General features: G+C 70.3%; 11 protein-coding genes. 3 read left to right on the top strand and 8 right to left on the bottom strand.

Features of this window, described 5'->3' with window-relative positions:
- The 5 genes from NNW99_RS05600 to NNW99_RS05580 all read right to left on the bottom strand — a co-directional run bounded on the left by NNW99_RS05600 (position 1) and on the right by NNW99_RS05580 (position 7,450).
- Positions 1 to 963, bottom strand: coding sequence for a CoA ester lyase (locus NNW99_RS05600; protein WP_215117584.1), 963 nt, complete (start codon positions 961 to 963; stop codon positions 1 to 3).
- Positions 960 to 2,987 (bottom strand): protein meaA, encoded by a 2,028-nt coding sequence (locus tag NNW99_RS05595; RefSeq protein ID WP_215117583.1) that lies wholly within the window; start codon positions 2,985 to 2,987, stop codon positions 960 to 962. Before NNW99_RS05595 ends, NNW99_RS05600 begins: the two co-directional genes overlap by 4 nt.
- Before the next feature lie 8 nt (positions 2,988 to 2,995).
- Positions 2,996 to 4,333, bottom strand: coding sequence for a crotonyl-CoA carboxylase/reductase (ccrA, locus tag NNW99_RS05590; RefSeq protein ID WP_215124163.1), 1,338 nt, complete (start codon positions 4,331 to 4,333; stop codon positions 2,996 to 2,998).
- Between the two features lie 386 nt (positions 4,334 to 4,719).
- Positions 4,720 to 5,529 (bottom strand): TetR family transcriptional regulator, encoded by an 810-nt coding sequence (locus NNW99_RS05585; protein WP_251057714.1) that lies wholly within the window; start codon positions 5,527 to 5,529, stop codon positions 4,720 to 4,722.
- 115 nt (positions 5,530 to 5,644) lie between these two features.
- Positions 5,645 to 7,450, bottom strand: coding sequence for a 3-hydroxyacyl-CoA dehydrogenase family protein (locus NNW99_RS05580; RefSeq protein ID WP_215117581.1), 1,806 nt, complete (start codon positions 7,448 to 7,450; stop codon positions 5,645 to 5,647).
- 332 nt (positions 7,451 to 7,782) lie between these two features.
- Between NNW99_RS05580 and NNW99_RS05575 the strand changes: the two genes are divergently transcribed.
- Positions 7,783 to 8,358 carry an adenylosuccinate lyase gene (locus tag NNW99_RS05575; protein ID WP_215117580.1) on the top strand — a complete coding sequence of 192 codons (576 nt, stop codon included), beginning with the start codon at positions 7,783 to 7,785 and terminating at the stop codon, positions 8,356 to 8,358.
- A gap of 2 nt (positions 8,359 to 8,360) precedes the next feature.
- Here NNW99_RS05575 and NNW99_RS05570 read toward each other — a convergent pair whose 3' ends face one another.
- From NNW99_RS05570 to NNW99_RS05560, 3 genes are all read right to left on the bottom strand, one after another.
- A complete protein-coding gene (locus NNW99_RS05570) occupies positions 8,361 to 8,897 on the bottom strand; it encodes a GNAT family N-acetyltransferase (RefSeq protein WP_251057713.1) in 537 nt (178 codons plus the stop codon).
- A gap of 55 nt (positions 8,898 to 8,952) precedes the next feature.
- Complete coding sequence (locus tag NNW99_RS05565; RefSeq protein WP_215117579.1) at positions 8,953 to 10,530, bottom strand: alpha/beta hydrolase; 1,578 nt, start codon at positions 10,528 to 10,530, stop codon at positions 8,953 to 8,955.
- A 136-nt stretch (positions 10,531 to 10,666) separates the two neighbouring features.
- On the bottom strand, positions 10,667 to 11,704 hold the full coding sequence (locus tag NNW99_RS05560; RefSeq protein WP_215117578.1) for an Rv2578c family radical SAM protein: 1,038 nt from the start codon (positions 11,702 to 11,704) through the stop codon (positions 10,667 to 10,669).
- Positions 11,705 to 11,874: 170 nt separating this feature from the next.
- On the opposite strand from NNW99_RS05560, the gene NNW99_RS05555 reads away from it, so the two are divergent.
- Complete coding sequence (locus NNW99_RS05555) at positions 11,875 to 12,318, top strand: SRPBCC family protein (protein ID WP_215117577.1); 444 nt, start codon at positions 11,875 to 11,877, stop codon at positions 12,316 to 12,318.
- Between the two features lie 163 nt (positions 12,319 to 12,481).
- Positions 12,482 to 14,872, top strand: a complete 2,391-nt coding sequence (locus tag NNW99_RS05550) for an MFS transporter (RefSeq protein WP_215117576.1) — start codon at positions 12,482 to 12,484, stop codon at positions 14,870 to 14,872.
- Positions 14,873 to 14,887: the final 15 nt, after the last annotated feature.

The following is a 14,887-nucleotide window of genomic DNA, read 5'->3' as shown; positions in this document are numbered from 1 at the left end:
TCACGCCTCCGGGATCTCGAACTTGCTGGTGCGCCGCATGCCGGCGGCGCGTCCCTTGCCGGAGACGACCAGGGCCATCTTGCGGCTGGCCTCGTCGATCATCTCGTCGCCGAGCATCGCGGAGCCCTTCTTGCCCCCGGCCTCGGACGTGTAGTAGTCGTACGCGTCCAGGATCAGCTCGGCGTGGTCGTAGTCCTCCTGTGACGGCGAGAAGATCTCGTTGGACGCCTCGACCTGGCCCGGGTGCAGCACCCACTTGCCGTCGAAGCCGAGGGCGGCGGCGCGCTGGGCGACCTCGCGGTAGCCGTCGATGTTGCGGATCTGCAGGTACGGGCCGTCGATCGCCTGGAGGTTGTTGGCGCGGGCCGCCATCAGGATCTTCATCAGGATGTAGTGGTAGGCGTCCGCCGGGTAGCCGGGCGGCTGCTCGCCCACGACCAGCGACTTCATGTTGATGGAGGCCATGAAGTCGGCCGGGCCGAAGATGATGGTCTCGACGCGCGGGGAGGCCGTCGCGATCTCGTTGACGTTGTTCAGGCCCTGCGCGTTCTCGATCTGCGCCTCGATGCCGATCTTGCCGACCTCGAAGCCCATCGTCTTCTCGATCTGCGTCAGCAGCAGGTCCAGGGCGACGACCTGCTGGGCCGTCTGCACCTTCGGCAGCATGATGCAGTCGAGGTTCTGGCCGGCGCCCTCGACGACCGTGACGACGTCCCGGTACGTCCACTCGGTCGTCCAGTCGTTGACCCGCACGACGCGCGTCTTGCCCGTCCAGTCGCCCTCGTTGAGGAACTTGACGATGGTGTGCCGCGCCTCGGGCTTGGCGAGCGGGGCGCACGCGTCCTCCAGGTCGAGGAAGACCTGGTCCGCCGGGAGGCCCTGGGCCTTCTCCAGGAACCGGGGGTTCGAGCCCGGTACCGCCAGGCAGGAACGCCGGGGGCGAAGGCGGTTGACCGTGGTCATGCGGGGACCTCCAGGGGGTCGAGCTTGTTCGCTTTCCGGATCTCGTCGACGATGCGGCCGATGATTCCGGTGATGTCGAAGTCCTTCGGGGTGAAGACGGCGGCCACTCCGGCTTGCCTGAGCTGCTCGGCGTCACCATTCGGGATGATGCCACCGGCGATCACGGGTATATCTGTGGCACCGGCCACACGCAGCCGTTCGAGCACGTCCGGGACCAGTTGGGCGTGCGAGCCGGACAGGATGGACAGGCCGACCGCGTGCACGTCCTCGGCGAGGGCCGCGTCCACGATCTGCTCGGGCGTCAGCCGGATGCCCTGGTAGACCACCTCGAAGCCGGCGTCACGCGCGCGCACGGCGATCTGCTCCGCGCCGTTGGAGTGCCCGTCCAGGCCCGGCTTGCCGACCAGGAAGCGCAGCTTGCCGACGTCCAGGTCCTTGGCCGTCAGATCCACCTTGCGGCGGACCACGGCCAGCGCGCTGCCCTCCTCGACGGGGACGGCCACGGGCGCCGACGAGACGCCCGTCGGGGCGCGGAACTCGCCGAACACCTCGCGCAGGGCCCCGGCCCACTCACCGGTCGTCGCCCCGGCGCGGGCGCACTCCAGGGTGGCCTCCATGAGGTTCTCGGTGCCCCGGGCGGCGTCCTTCAGCCGCTCCAGCGCCTTGCAGGGGCGCGGGTGGTTGAAGGGCGGCTGGTAGCGGTTGTCGCGCCAGTTCTGCAGGCCCGCGATCACCCGGGCCTCGACCGCCGGGTCGACCGTCTGGATCGCGGTGTCCAGATCGGCGGTCAGCGGGTTCGGCTCGGTGCCCTCGAAGGCGTTGACACCGATGATCTTCTCCTGGCCGGACTCGATCCGGCCCCGGCGCTCGGCGTGCGAGGAGACGAGCTGCGACTTGAGGTAGCCGGACTCGACGGCCGCCATGGCGCCGCCCATCTCCTGGATGCGGTCGATCTCCGCGAGGGCGGACTCGACCAGCTCCTCCACCTTCGCCTCGATCACCTTCGAGCCCTCGAAGATGTCCTCGTACTCCAGCAGATCGCTCTCGTAGGCCAGCACCTGCTGGATGCGCAGCGACCACTGCTGGTCCCAGGGGCGGGGCAGGCCCAGCGCCTCGTTCCAGGCGGGCAGCTGCACGGCACGCGCGCGTGCGTCCTTGGAGAGGGTGACGGCCAGCATCTCGAGCACGATCCGCTGGACGTTGTTCTCCGGCTGCGCCTCCGTCAGGCCCAGGGAGTTGACCTGGACGCCGTAGCGGAAGCGGCGGTGCTTGGGGTTGTCGATGCCGTACCGCTCGCGGGTGACCTTGTCCCAGATGCGGCCGAAGGCGCGCATCTTGCACATCTCCTCGACGAAGCGGACGCCCGCGTTCACGAAGAACGAGATACGGCCGACGACGTCGCCCATGCGCTCCTGCGGCACCTGGCCGGAGTCGCGCACGGCGTCGAGCACGGCGATCGCGGTGGACATCGCGTACGCGATCTCCTGCACCGGCGTGGCGCCCGCCTCCTGCAGGTGGTAGCTGCAGATGTTGATCGGGTTCCACTTCGGGATGTGGGAGACCGTGTACGCGATCATGTCCGTCGTCAGACGGAGGCTCGGCCCCGGCGGGAACACATGCGTGCCCCGGGACAGGTACTCCTTGACGATGTCGTTCTGGGTCGTGCCCTGGAGCTTGGTGATGTCCGCACCCTGCTCCTCGGCGACGACCTGGTAGAGCGCCAGCAGCCACATGGCCGTGGCGTTGATGGTCATCGAGGTGTTCATCTGCTCCAGGGGGATGTCCTGGAACAGCCGGCGCATGTCACCGAGGTGCGCGATCGGCACACCGACCCGGCCGACCTCGCCGCGGGCGAGGATGTGGTCGGAGTCGTAGCCGGTCTGCGTCGGCAGGTCGAACGCCACCGACAGACCTGTCTGCCCCTTGGCGAGGTTGCGTCGGTACAGCTCGTTGGACGCCTCGGCCGTGGAGTGACCGGCGTACGTGCGCATGAGCCACGGCCGGTCCTTCTGACGCTCACTCATGGACGACCTCAGATGTTCCGGAAGCGGTTGATGGCGTCGATGTGCTTGGCGCGCTTCTCCTGGTCGCGCACGCCCAGGCCCTCCTCGGGGGACAGCGCGAGGACGCCGACCTTGCCCTGGTGGAGGTTGCGGTGCACGTCGTAGGCGGCCTGGCCGGTGTCCTCCAGGGAGTAGACCTTGGAGAGCGTCGGGTGGATCTTGCCCTTCGCGATGAGCCGGTTGGCCTCCCAGGCCTCGCGGTAGTTGGCGAAGTGCGAGCCGATGATCCGCTTCAGCGACATCCACAGGTAGCGGTTGTCGTACTCGTGCATGTAGCCCGAGGTGGAGGCGCAGGTGGTGATGGTGCCGCCCTTGCGGGTGACGAACACGCTCGCGCCGAAGGTCTCACGGCCGGGGTGCTCGAAGACGATGTCGATGTCCTCGCCGCCGGTGAGCTCGCGGATGCGCTTGCCGAAGCGCTTCCACTCCTTGGGGTCCTGGGTGTTCTCGTCCTTCCAGAACTTGTAGCCCTCGGCGTTGCGGTCGATGATCGCGTCCGCGCCCATCGCCCGGCAGATGTCGGCCTTCTGCTCGCTGGAGACGACACAGATCGGGTTGGCGCCGCCGGCCAGCGCGAACTGGGTGGCGTAGGAGCCGAGTCCGCCGGACGCGCCCCAGATGAGGACGTTGTCGCCCTGCTTCATGCCGGCGCCGTTGCGGGAGACCAGCTGCCGGTAGGCGGTGGAGTTCACCAGGCCCGGAGCGGCGGCCTCCTCCCAGCTCAGGTGGTCGGGCTTGGGCATCAGCTGGTTCGACTTGACCAGGGCGATCTCGGCGAGGCCGCCGAAGTTGGTCTCGAAGCCCCAGATGCGCTGCTCGGGGTCGAGCATCGTGTCGTTGTGGCCGTCGGACGACTCCAGCTCGACGGAGAGGCAATGCGCGACGACCTCGTCACCGGGCTGCCAGGCGTTGACGCCCGGGCCGGTGCGCAGGACGACGCCCGCGAGGTCGGAGCCGATGATGTGGTACGGCAGGTCGTGGCGCTTGGCCAGCTCGTTGGTGCGGCCGTAGCGCTCCAGGAACCCGAAGGTGGACAGCGGCTCGAAGATCGAGGTCCACACCGAGTTGTAGTTGACCGAGGAGGCCATCACGGCCACCAGGGCCTCGCCCGGGCCGAGCTCGGGGACCGGGACCTCGTCCAGGTGGATCGACTTGCGGGGGTCCTTGTCGCGGGTGGTGAGGCCCGCGAACATCTCCGTCTCGTCCTTGTGCACGGTGATCGCGCGGTACGACTCGGGGATCGGGAGGGCGGCGAAGTCCTTCGACACGGAGTCGGGCGACTGGATCGCGGCCAGGATGTCCTTCATGGTCACGGTGTTGCCTCCGGCGGTGTGCGCCCTGAGGGAGGGGCGCTGAGGGTTACGTCGGTGCTGCTGAGGGTTGAGGGTGTGCCGTCGGTTCGGCGGTGGTGCTGTTCGGCAGCGCTGGTGGCGCGGGAGGTTGCCTGTGACGCAGGCGTCCGGGCGAGCAGGCGGTGAGCTTGCTGGGACGTCGCCCGGACCTCTTCAACGTATGACACCGCGTGTCACCCCGCAAGGCACTGAGTGCCAGAACTTGCTCTCAGATGAAATCTTTACGTAACAAATGAGCGATGATCGATCGAATGGCCTCCGTGGGGCATGTCAAAACGGCCCCTGACATGCCAAAACGGCCACCCCGTGGGGTGGCCGTCATCACAGGTGGTGCGAGCTGTTCAGCGCTCCTTGAGGGCCTGCTCGATGGTCCTCATGACCTCGTCCAGCGGTGCGTCGGTACGGGCGACGGTCACCAGCACCTCGCCCTGCGTCGAGGCCGTGGCCGCGGCCGGCTGCGCGTCCGTGGAGCGCCCGGCCCCGATGCCCGTGCCGAAGGTCTTGCGCACGATCGCGAAGGCGTGGTCGAGCTGCGTTTCCACGTCCCCCTGACCGCCGGCCCGCAGCCAGCGCCGCAGGACGTGATTGTGGGCCGTCACCACGGCGGACGCGGCGACCTCCGCCAGCAGCGGGTCGTCGTTGGCGTCGTCGGCGTGCGCGCGCTCGTCGAAGTGGCCGAGGAGGTAGCGGGTGAACAGTCGCTCGTAACGGGCCACCGACGCGATCTCCGCCTCGCGCAGCGTGGGCACCTCACGCGTCAGCTTGTAGCGGGCGACCGAGATCTCCGGCCGGGCCGCGTACATCTTCATGACTTCCTTGATGCCGCGGCACACCGTGTCGAGCGGATGCTCGTGCGCGGGCGCGGCGTTGAGCACCGCCTCGGCGCGGATCAGGGTGTCGTCGTGGTCGGGGAAGATCGCCTCTTCCTTGGAGCGGAAGTGGCGGAAGAACGTGCGCCGGGCGACCCCGGCCTGGGCCGCGATCTCGTCGACGGTGGTCGCCTCGTACCCCTTGGTCGCGAACAGCTCCATCGCGGCGGCCGCCAGTTCCCGGCGCATCTTGAGCCGCTGGGCGGCGGCGCGAGAGCCTGCGGCGCTCTCCGGCGCGTCGGCCGTAGCTGGTGTACGTGAGGACTTGGCGGGCTGGGGCATGCCCTGAACGTACTGCATGTGCGCAGCTCGCTGCGCATGGCCTGGTTCGTGGAACCGGTCCGGGCCGAGCAGGCCACCCCACTCGGAGCCGGACCGGAACCAGTCGCCGGGACCCTCAGCGCTTGGCATATTCGCGGAAGCCACGGCCGGTCTTGCGGCCGAGGCAGCCCGCGGCCACCAGGTGCTCCAGCAGCGGCGCCGGGGCGAGCCCCGGGTCGCGGAACTCGCGGTGCAGGACCTTCTCGATGGCGAGCGAGACATCCAGCCCGACGACGTCCAGCAGTTCGAAGGGACCCATCGGGTACCCGCCGCCCAGCCGCATCGCCGCGTCGATGTCGTCGAGGGACGCGTAGTGCTCCTCGACCATCTTGATCGCGTTGTTCAGGTACGGGAACAGCAGCGCGTTCACGATGAAGCCCGCCCGGTCCCCGCAGTCGACCGCGTGCTTCCTGATCCGGCCGCAGACCTCGCGGACCGTCGCGTGCACGTCGTCGGCCGTCAGCACGGTGCGGACGACCTCGACCAGCTTCATGGCCGGCGCCGGGTTGAAGAAGTGCATGCCGATCACGTCCTGCGGACGCGAGGTGGCGCGGGCGCAGGCGACGACCGGCAGCGACGAGGTCGTGGTGGCCAGGATGGCGCCCGGCTTGCAGACCTTGTCCAGCGCGGCGAAGAGCTGCTGCTTGATCTCCAGGTCCTCGGCGACCGCCTCCACGGCCAGGTCGACGTCGGCGAAGTCGTCGTAGGTGCCCGTCGGCGTGACACGGTCCAGGGTCTGCGCGGCGGCCTCGGCGGTCATACGGCCCTTGTCGACCGAGCGGGCCAGGGACTTGCCGATCCGGGCCTTCGCGGCCTGGGCCTTCTCCTCGCTGCGGGCCGCGATGACCACGTCGTACCCGCCCTTGGCGAACACCTCCGCGATACCGGAGGCCATGGTGCCCGAGCCCGCGACGCCGACCGAGCGGATCTCCCGGCCCGCGGTCAGGTCCCCGCCCTCCAGCGGCGTCAGCGCGTCCCGCACGACCACCGGGCTGCCCGGTGCCTCGTAGCTGTAGAAACCACGCCCCGCCTTACGGCCGGTCAGGCCCGCCTCGCTGAGCTGCTTGAGGATCGGGGCCGGTGCGTGCAGGCGGTCGCGGGACGCCGAGTACATCGCCTCCAGGACCGTGCGCGCGGTGTCGACGCCGATCAGGTCGAGCAGCGCCAGCGGGCCCATGGGCAGTCCGCAGCCGAGCCGCATCGCGGAGTCGATGTCCTCGCGGGAGGCGTACTTCGCCTCGTACATCGCGGCGGCCTGGTTGAGGTAGCCGAACAGCAGGCCGTCGGCGACGAACCCCGGGCGGTCGCCGACCGCGACGGGCTCCTTGCCCAGGTCCAGGGCGAGATCGGTGACCGCCGTGACGGCCGCCGGCGCGGTCAGCACCGAGGAGACGACCTCGACCAGCCGCATCGCCGGGGCCGGGTTGAAGAAGTGCAGGCCCAGCACCCGCTCCGGACGGGAGGATTCGGCGGCCAGCCGGGTCACCGACAGGGCGTTGGTGCCGGTCGCCAGGATCGTCCCGGGGCGCACGATCCCGTCCAGCTCCCGGAAGATCTGCTGCTTGACCTCGTACGACTCCGGGGCCACCTCGATGACCAGGTCGGCGTCGGCCGCCGTCCTGAGATCGGTGGAGGTACGGACCCGGGCGAGGATGCCGGCGCGGTCCTGCTCGGTCAGCCGCTCGCGCTCGACGCCACGGGCGGTGGAGGCCTCCAGGGCGGCGACGCACTTCGCGGCCTGGGCCTCGCTGATGTCGATGCCGACGACCTCGCGGCCGGCCTTGGCGAGGACCTCGGCGATGCCGGTGCCCATCGTGCCGAGGCCGACGACGGCGATGGTCTGCAGCGGGGACTGGGACGGGTCGGAAAGGGGAGTGGCCATCGCGGGACTCCAGGAATGAGGGTGACGACAGGGAACGCGCCCGGGTGCGCCGAGGGGCGCACCGGGTGCGTGAAGAAGTGCGGGTGTTGCCGGGCCGCAAGCGCACACGCCCGGTGAAGGGAGGACCGGCCCTGTCCCGGGGCCGAGTCGCACCTCGGTACCTGAAGCACCGAACCGACTGCTCTCACGACGGCCGCGTCACCAGACCGCCGCGAGGAAGAACGAGTGGGTAACTCGCTCGTCTGAGCTTAACTGGCGGGTAACGAGCGCGCCAGCCCTCGTCTTTGTGATGTACGTCCCGCGCAGCTCGCGACGCACCTACCCTCTCAGTCATGGACGAAGAGTTGCGATCACTCACGCTGCGCTTACGGCAGGAGTCGGGGGCGACGCCCGCGTTCGAGCGGCTTGTGGCGACCGAGGACGTCGACGCCCTGGCGGGGGTGCTGACCGAACCCGGGCAGCAGTTGTGGGCGAGGGAGCTGGCCGCGTTCCGGCTCGGGCTGGCGCGGGACCGGCGGGCCTTCGAGGCGCTGGTGCTGCTGCTGAACCATCGCGACCCGCCGCGCTGCGCCTCCGCCGCCTACGCCCTGGCCCGTCTCGGCGATCCGCGCACCGCCCGCGCGGCCGCCGCCCTCGCCACCAACGAACTGCGCGTCGCCTACGCCCTGCACCCCGTACGGCTGCTGGTGGAACTGGACGCCCCGGAGGCCGTGCCCGCGCTGATCACCACCCTGCGGCGGCGGCTGCGGCCCCACGACCCCTACCGTCGGGTGGCCCTCGCCTGCGTGGACGGGCTCGGCACGCTCGGCGACGCCCGGGCCAGGCCCGTCCTGGACGAGGCACTCGCCCATCCGGTGCTCGCCGAGGCGGCGGTGCGCGCGCTGGGCCGGATTCCGAAGCAGCGGTGAGGTCAGCGGGGGAGCGCCCGCGCGTAGCGCACCTCGGGGACGACGGTGCCCTCCACCTCGAAGGGCTCCTCTGCGCCGTCCGCGAGAAAGCCGGCCCGTTCGTAGAAACGGCGGGCCCGGCCGTTCTCCTTGAGCACCCACAGCAGCAGCCGGCCGTGCCCCGCACGGGCGCAACGCTCGACCGACTCCGCGAGCAGCGCCTGCCCCACGCCCCGTCCCAGATGTTCCGGGTGGACGTAGATGGCGTACAACTCGGCGTCCGGTGTGAGGACTTCACCGTCCCGGTACGGTCCGTGGCAGGCCCAGCCGACGAGTTCGCCCCCGTCGTCCTCGGCGACCAGGTTCACCACGCTGTCGTCGGCCCGCGCCAGGTACGTACGACGCCGTTCGGCGTCCTCCGCGACGCTGAGCCCGTCCAGATACGACTGCGGCATCAGACCCCGATAGGCGCTCTGCCAGCCGCCGGTGCGGATCTCCGCGACGCGGTCGCAGTCGGCGAGCGCCATCTCCCGGACCCGTAACCCCTTCAGCTCACTCATGGGGCCATAGTGGACCACGGGTCTGAGAGCGCCCGCCCGGCGGATGGTCAGGAGCTCAGCCGCGGAAGCCGAGCAGTCGGTGCAGGGTCGAGCCGCGGGCGGACATCGACGCCGTCTTCGACGTCAGCGGCTTGGGTTCCGCCGCGGCGTCGCACGTCGCGTCCCGGCTGCCGACACCACGCGGCACGGTGCCGTCGGACAGATAGGTCGCCAGGTACTTGTCCAGGCAGGCGTTCCCGCTCAGCGTGATGCCGTGGTTGCCGCCGCCCTGCTCGACGACCAGGCTGGAGCGCGCCAGCAGGTCATGGACGGTGACACCGCCCTCGTACGGAGTGGCCGCGTCGTTCGTCGCCTGGAACAGCAGGGCCGGCGGCAGCTGGCCGTTGGCGATGCTCACCGGACGCGCGCCGTCGGTCGGCCAGAACGCGCACGGTGCGTTGTACCAGGCGTTGTTCCAGGTCATGAAGGGCGCCTTCTCGTACGCCGCCCAGTTGTCCTTGCGCCACTGGTGCCAGTCGCGCGGCCAGAAGGCGTCCCGGCACTGCACCGCGGTGTAGACGCTGTAGCTGTTGTCGTCGGCCGCGTCGGCCGCGCCGAAGTTCTTGTACACCTCGACCAGCGGCGCGGTGGTCCTGCCGTTCACATAGGCCGCGAACGCCTCCGCCAGATAGGGCCAGTAGCCGTTGTAGTAGGAGCCCGGGACGAAGGTGTCCTCCAGCTCCGCGGCGCCCACCCTGCCGCCCGCCGGATCCTTGGCCAGCGCCGCCCGCATCGCGTACCACGAGGCTTCGATCTTCTCGGGGTCGGTGCCGAGCCGGTAGCGCTCGTCGTGCCTTGCGACCCAGGCCATGAAGGCGCGGTGGCGGTCGTTGAAGGCGTGGTCCTGGTTCAGGTTCGCGGTGTACCAGACGTCGGTGGGGTCGACGATCGAGTCCAGGACCATCCGCCGGACGTGCTGGGGGTACAGCCGCCCGTAGACCGCGCCCAGATAGGTGCCGTACGAGTAGCCGAAGTAGTTGATCTTCCGCGCGCCCAGGGCCTGCCGGATCGCCTCGATGTCGTGCGCGGCGCTGACCGTGTTGATGTGCGGCAGCAGATGTCCGTACTTCTCGGCGCAGGAGACGGCGAAGGACTTGGCGCGGGCGAGGTTGGCCCGCTCCGCCTCGGGCGTGCCCGGCACCGAGTCCGGGCGCACCGGGCCGAAGTACCCGGGCTCGCAGTCCAGCGCGGGCCTGCTCTCGCCCACTCCGCGCGGGTCGAAGCCGATGACGTCGTACTGGGCCGCGACCTCCTTGGGCAGCGAGGTCGCGACGAAACCGGCGAGTGTCAGACCGTCGCCCCCGGGGCCGCCGGGGTTGACCAGCAGCGGGCCCTGGAACCGCTCGGCGGTGTGCGGGACACGGGACAGCGCGAGGGAGATCTGCGGACCGCGCGGGTTCGCGTGGTCGAGCGGCACCTTGAGGGACGCGCACTGGAGCATCGGATAGTCGGTGGTGCCGCACTTCTTCCAGGCGGGTCTCGCAGCGCGAGAGGTTTCCGCCGAGTGCGGTCCGCTCGCCTCGGCGGGCACGGCCGCGATGCTCCCGGCCAGCACGACGGCAGCGCCGCACAGCACGGCTGCGCGTGTTCTCATGGCGTCCTTCCAGGGCGGAGAGGCGTCGGACCGCGGAGTTCACGGTCATCGCCGATTCGTCCCGGCAAGCGCCTCCGGAAGAACGCGTTCGGTCAAGACTTGACCCGATTGGGCCGCGAGATGCGCTCGAACGCTCCTATATGAGCGACAGTTGGGTGGGTTCGGACGTCGGCGGCTCGGCCGGTTCGGGCGGCCGGATCCGGCGCGGCAGGTCCGCGCGTGTGGGCCCGATGCCGTACTCCTCCGCCAGCTCGTGGACCTGACGGGTGATCCGGCGCTGGTACCACTTCGGGGCGTAGGAGCCCTGCGCGTACAGCCGCTCGTACCGGGCCACCAGATACGGATGCTCCCGGGCCAGCCAGGCCATGAACCACTCGCGGGCGCCGGGCCGCAGATGCAGCACCAGCGGGGTGACGGACGTGGCGCCGGAGGCCGCGATCGCCCGTACGGTGGCCCGCAGTTGATCCGGCCGGTCGCCCAGGAACGGGATCACCGGCGCCATCAGCACACCGCAGCCGATGCCGTGCTCGCCCAGGGTCCGTACGACGTCCAGGCGCCGCTCCGGCGCGGGCGTGCCCGGCTCGACGGTGCGCCACAGCCCGGGATCGATGAAGCCGACCGAGACGGAGATCCCGACGTCGGTCACCTCCGCGGCCTGCACGAGCAGGTCCAGGTCGCGCAGGATCAGCGTGCCCTTGGTCAGGATCGAGAAGGGGTTCGCGTGATCGCGCAGGGCCGAGATGATGCCCGGCATCAGGCGGTAGCGTCCCTCGGCGCGCTGGTAGCAGTCGACGTTCGTGCCCATCGCGATGTGCTCGCCCTGCCAGCGCCGCGAGCCGAGCTGCCGGCGCAGCAGCTCCGGCGCGTTGACCTTGACCACGATCTGGGAGTCGAAGCCGAGGCCCGTGTCGAGGTCGAGGTAGCTGTGCGTCTTGCGCGCGAAGCAGTACACGCAGGCGTGCGAGCAGCCGCGATAGGGGTTGACCGTCCACTGGAACGACATCCGCGAGACAGCCGGCACCCGGTTGATGATCGAACGGGCCCGGATCTCGTGGAAGGTGATGCCCGCGAACTCCGGCGTGTCGATGGTGCGGGTCGTCACCGCGTCCGCGCCGAACAGCGCGGAGTCGGCCCGGCTGTGTTCGGAGTCCGTGGTGAGGTTCTCCCAGCGCATGACGCCTCCTCGGTAGCACTGACCACAGAATAGAACACATGTTCCCTTGATCGTGCGAGGGTGTTTTACGAACGTGTTCGACCGGGTTCGGGGACCCCGATTTGGGGGGCCGGGCAGCGGGGTGGTTGGCTTGCCCCGACCCCCGAGCAACCATGTCCTGGAGGAACCTGATGGCGCAGGTCGAGGCCACTACGGAGCGGATCGTCGCGGCGGACGCGGAGACGGTGTTCGACGCCCTCGCCGACTACAGCGGGACGCGCGAGAAGCTGCTGCCCGAGCACTTCAGCGAGTACGAGGTGCGCGAGGGCGGCGACGGCGAGGGCACCCTCGTCCACTGGAAGCTCCAGGCCACCAGCAAGCGTGTGCGCGACTGCCTCCTGGAGGTCGGTGAGCCCACCGACGGTGAACTGGTCGAGAAGGACCGCAACTCCTCCATGGTCACCACCTGGCGGGTCACCCCGGCCGGTGAGGGCAAGTCCCGGGTCGTGGTGACCACCACCTGGACCGGCGCCGGCGGCATCGGCGGCTTCTTCGAGAAGACCTTCGCCCCCAAGGGCCTCGGCCGGATCTACGACGCGATGCTCGCCAAGCTCGCCGCCGAGGTCGAGAAGTAACCACCCGCCTCCCCAAGATCCAACCCGGTGGGGGCCGTTGTGGCCCCTCACCGGTTCGGGTGATCTCCGGGCGGACCCGCCGCATGCCGTAACTCGTCGTGCTTGCTCATAGTTGTCGCTTTTACGCGGGAATTGTGCGGCAGTGCGACGAGGGGAGCGGTAGGTGGGCGGAATCACTCTGGCGCAGGACGAACCGGCGGTGGCGCCACCCGACACCCCCGCCCCACCACCGGCCCCGGCCGCCGAACTCAGCCCCCGCCGGGTCCGGTTGATCTTCCTCGCGCTCATGCTGGCCCTGCTCCTGGCCGCCCTGGAGCAGATGATCGTCGCCACCGCGCTCCCGAAGATCGTCGGTGAGCTGCACGGCCTGGACCGGATGTCCTGGACGATCACCGCCTATCTGCTCACCGCCACCGTCGGACTGCCGATCTACGGCAAGCTCGGCGATCTGCTGGGCCGCAAGGGCGTCTTCCAGTTCGCCATCGTCGTCTTCGTCGCCGGCTCCGCGCTCGCGGGCCGCGCGCAGACCATGGACCAGCTCATCGCCTTCCGCGCCCTCCAGGGCGTCGGCGCGGGCGGCCTCATGATCGGCGTCCAGGCGATCATCGCGGACATCGTGCCGCCCCGTCGGCGCGCCCGCTACCTGGGCCTGATCGGCGCCGCCTTCGGCCTCGCCTCCGTGGCCGGACCACTGCTCGGCGGCTACTTCACGGACCATCACTCCTGGCGCTGGTGCTTCTACGTCAACGTGCCCTTCGGCCTGCTCACCCTCGCCGTCGTCGCCTTCGCGCTGAAGCTTCCGAAGCCGGCCGTCAGGGCCCGGCTGGACGTCCTCGGCGCGCTGCTGCTGACCGCCGCCTCCACCTGCCTGGTGCTGCTGACCAGTTGGGGCGGCACCGAGTACGCCTGGGACTCGCGCATGATCCTCGGCCTCGGCGCCGGAGCGGCCGCGGCGACCGTCCTCTTCCTCGTCGTCGAGCGCTTCGCCGTCGAACCCCTCATCCCGCCGCGGCTGTTCAAGGACTCCGTCTTCAACGTCACCGGCCTCGTCGGGCTGGTCGTCGGAGCCGCGCTCTTCGGCGCCGCCAGCTATCTGCCGACCTGGCTGCAGATGGTCGACGGGGCCTCCGCCACCGAATCGGGCCTGCTCATGCTGCCGATGACGGGCGGCATCGTCGGTGCCTCGATCATCGCCGGACAGCTCATCGGCCACACCGGCCGCTACAAGGCCTACCCGATCCTCGGCGGTGCCCTCTCCGTCGTCGGCATGTGGCTGCTCTCCCGCCTCGACACCGACACGCCCCGGCTGCACTCCGGCATCTGGATGGCCGTCCTCGGCGCCGGCATCGGCATGGTGATGCCGGTCCTGGTCCTCGCCGTGCAGAACTCCGTGCGCCCCGCCGACCTCGGCACCGCCACCAGCGCCAACAACTACTTCCGGCAGATCGGCGGCAGCATCGGAGCGGCCGTCTTCGGCACCCTCTTCGCCGGCCGGCTCGCCGACGCGCTGGCCGAACGCCTCCCGACGCGCGCGGGCGAGGGACTGCCCGAGCCCGAGTCCCTCACCCCGCAGCTCGTGCACACGCTGCCTCCGGCACTGCGCGACGGCTACATCCGGGCGTACGCCGACGCCATGCCGCGGATCTTCCTCTACCTGGTGCCGGTGCTCGTCCTCGGACTGGTCATCGCCTTCTTCCTCAAGGAGAAACCCCTGGTGTCCCACTACGCCTCCGCCACCGACCCGGACACGGCGCCGGGGAACGCCGCGATCCCGCAGGCGCGCGCACCGCACGCGGCCGGAATGCCCGTCTGCGGTTCGGTGCAGCACCACGACGGGACCGTCGTGCCCCGCGCGGCGCTCACCCTCATCGACGTCACCGGGCAGCAGACCGGGCGCGGCGCGAGCGGCGAGGACGGGCGCTACACGCTGGCCACCCCGGGGCCCGGCGCCTATGTGCTGATCGCCGCCGCGGGCGGCCACCAGCCGCAGGCGGTCTCCGTGACCGTCGGCGAACGCCCCGTCGAACTCGACATCGTCCTCGGCGGCGCCGGAAACCTCGTCGGCAGCGTCGTCACCGCCGACGGCACCCCCGTGCGGGACGCCACCGTCACACTCACCAACGCCCACGGCGCGGTCGTCGCCACCACCCGCAGCGGCCGGGAAGGCGGCTACGTCATCACCGAACTGGTCGCCGGGGAGTACACCCTCGCCGCCGGCGCGCCCGCCTTCCGTCCGGCGGCGCTGCTCGTCACCGTCCAGGCCGATCGCGAGACCCGCCGGGACATCGAACTGGCGGGCGGCGCCGTCCTGCGCGGCACCGTCCGGGCGGGCGGCGGACGGCCCGTGGAGGACGCCCGAGTGACCCTGATCGACGTGGCGGGCAACGTCGTCGACACCCTCACCACCGGTCCCGACGGGACGTTCCGCTTCGTCGACCTCTCCTCCGGGGAGTACACCGTCATTGCCGCCGGATACCCGCCCGTCGCCACTGTCCTCCAGGTGGCCGGAGGCGGCCGCACCGAGCGGGATCTGCAGCTCGGGCACGAGGACTGAAGCGCACCGGCGCAC

It is taken from the genome of Streptomyces sp. CRCS-T-1, from assembly GCF_024442335.1.
GTDB classification, from domain to species: domain Bacteria; phylum Actinomycetota; class Actinomycetes; order Streptomycetales; family Streptomycetaceae; genus Streptomyces; species Streptomyces koelreuteriae.
Note: the sequence above shows the minus strand (reverse complement) of the source record. Positions and strands in the feature narration are given on the sequence as shown.

Coding starts and splice junctions, on each gene's coding strand:
- NNW99_RS05600 (WP_215117584.1), bottom strand. CDS start 963: ATGACCACGGTCAACCGCCTTCGCCCCCGGCGTTCCTGCCTGGCGGTA.
- NNW99_RS05565 (WP_215117579.1), bottom strand. CDS start 10,530: ATGAGAACACGCGCAGCCGTGCTGTGCGGCGCTGCCGTCGTGCTGGCC.
- NNW99_RS05575 (WP_215117580.1), top strand. CDS start 7,783: ATGGACGAAGAGTTGCGATCACTCACGCTGCGCTTACGGCAGGAGTCG.
- NNW99_RS05555 (WP_215117577.1), top strand. CDS start 11,875: ATGGCGCAGGTCGAGGCCACTACGGAGCGGATCGTCGCGGCGGACGCG.
- NNW99_RS05570 (WP_251057713.1), bottom strand. CDS start 8,897: ATGAGTGAGCTGAAGGGGTTACGGGTCCGGGAGATGGCGCTCGCCGAC.
- NNW99_RS05560 (WP_215117578.1), bottom strand. CDS start 11,704: ATGCGCTGGGAGAACCTCACCACGGACTCCGAACACAGCCGGGCCGAC.
- NNW99_RS05580 (WP_215117581.1), bottom strand. CDS start 7,450: ATGGCCACTCCCCTTTCCGACCCGTCCCAGTCCCCGCTGCAGACCATC.
- NNW99_RS05585 (WP_251057714.1), bottom strand. CDS start 5,529: ATGCCCCAGCCCGCCAAGTCCTCACGTACACCAGCTACGGCCGACGCG.
- NNW99_RS05595 (WP_215117583.1), bottom strand. CDS start 2,987: ATGAGTGAGCGTCAGAAGGACCGGCCGTGGCTCATGCGCACGTACGCC.
- ccrA (WP_215124163.1), bottom strand. CDS start 4,333: ATGAAGGACATCCTGGCCGCGATCCAGTCGCCCGACTCCGTGTCGAAG.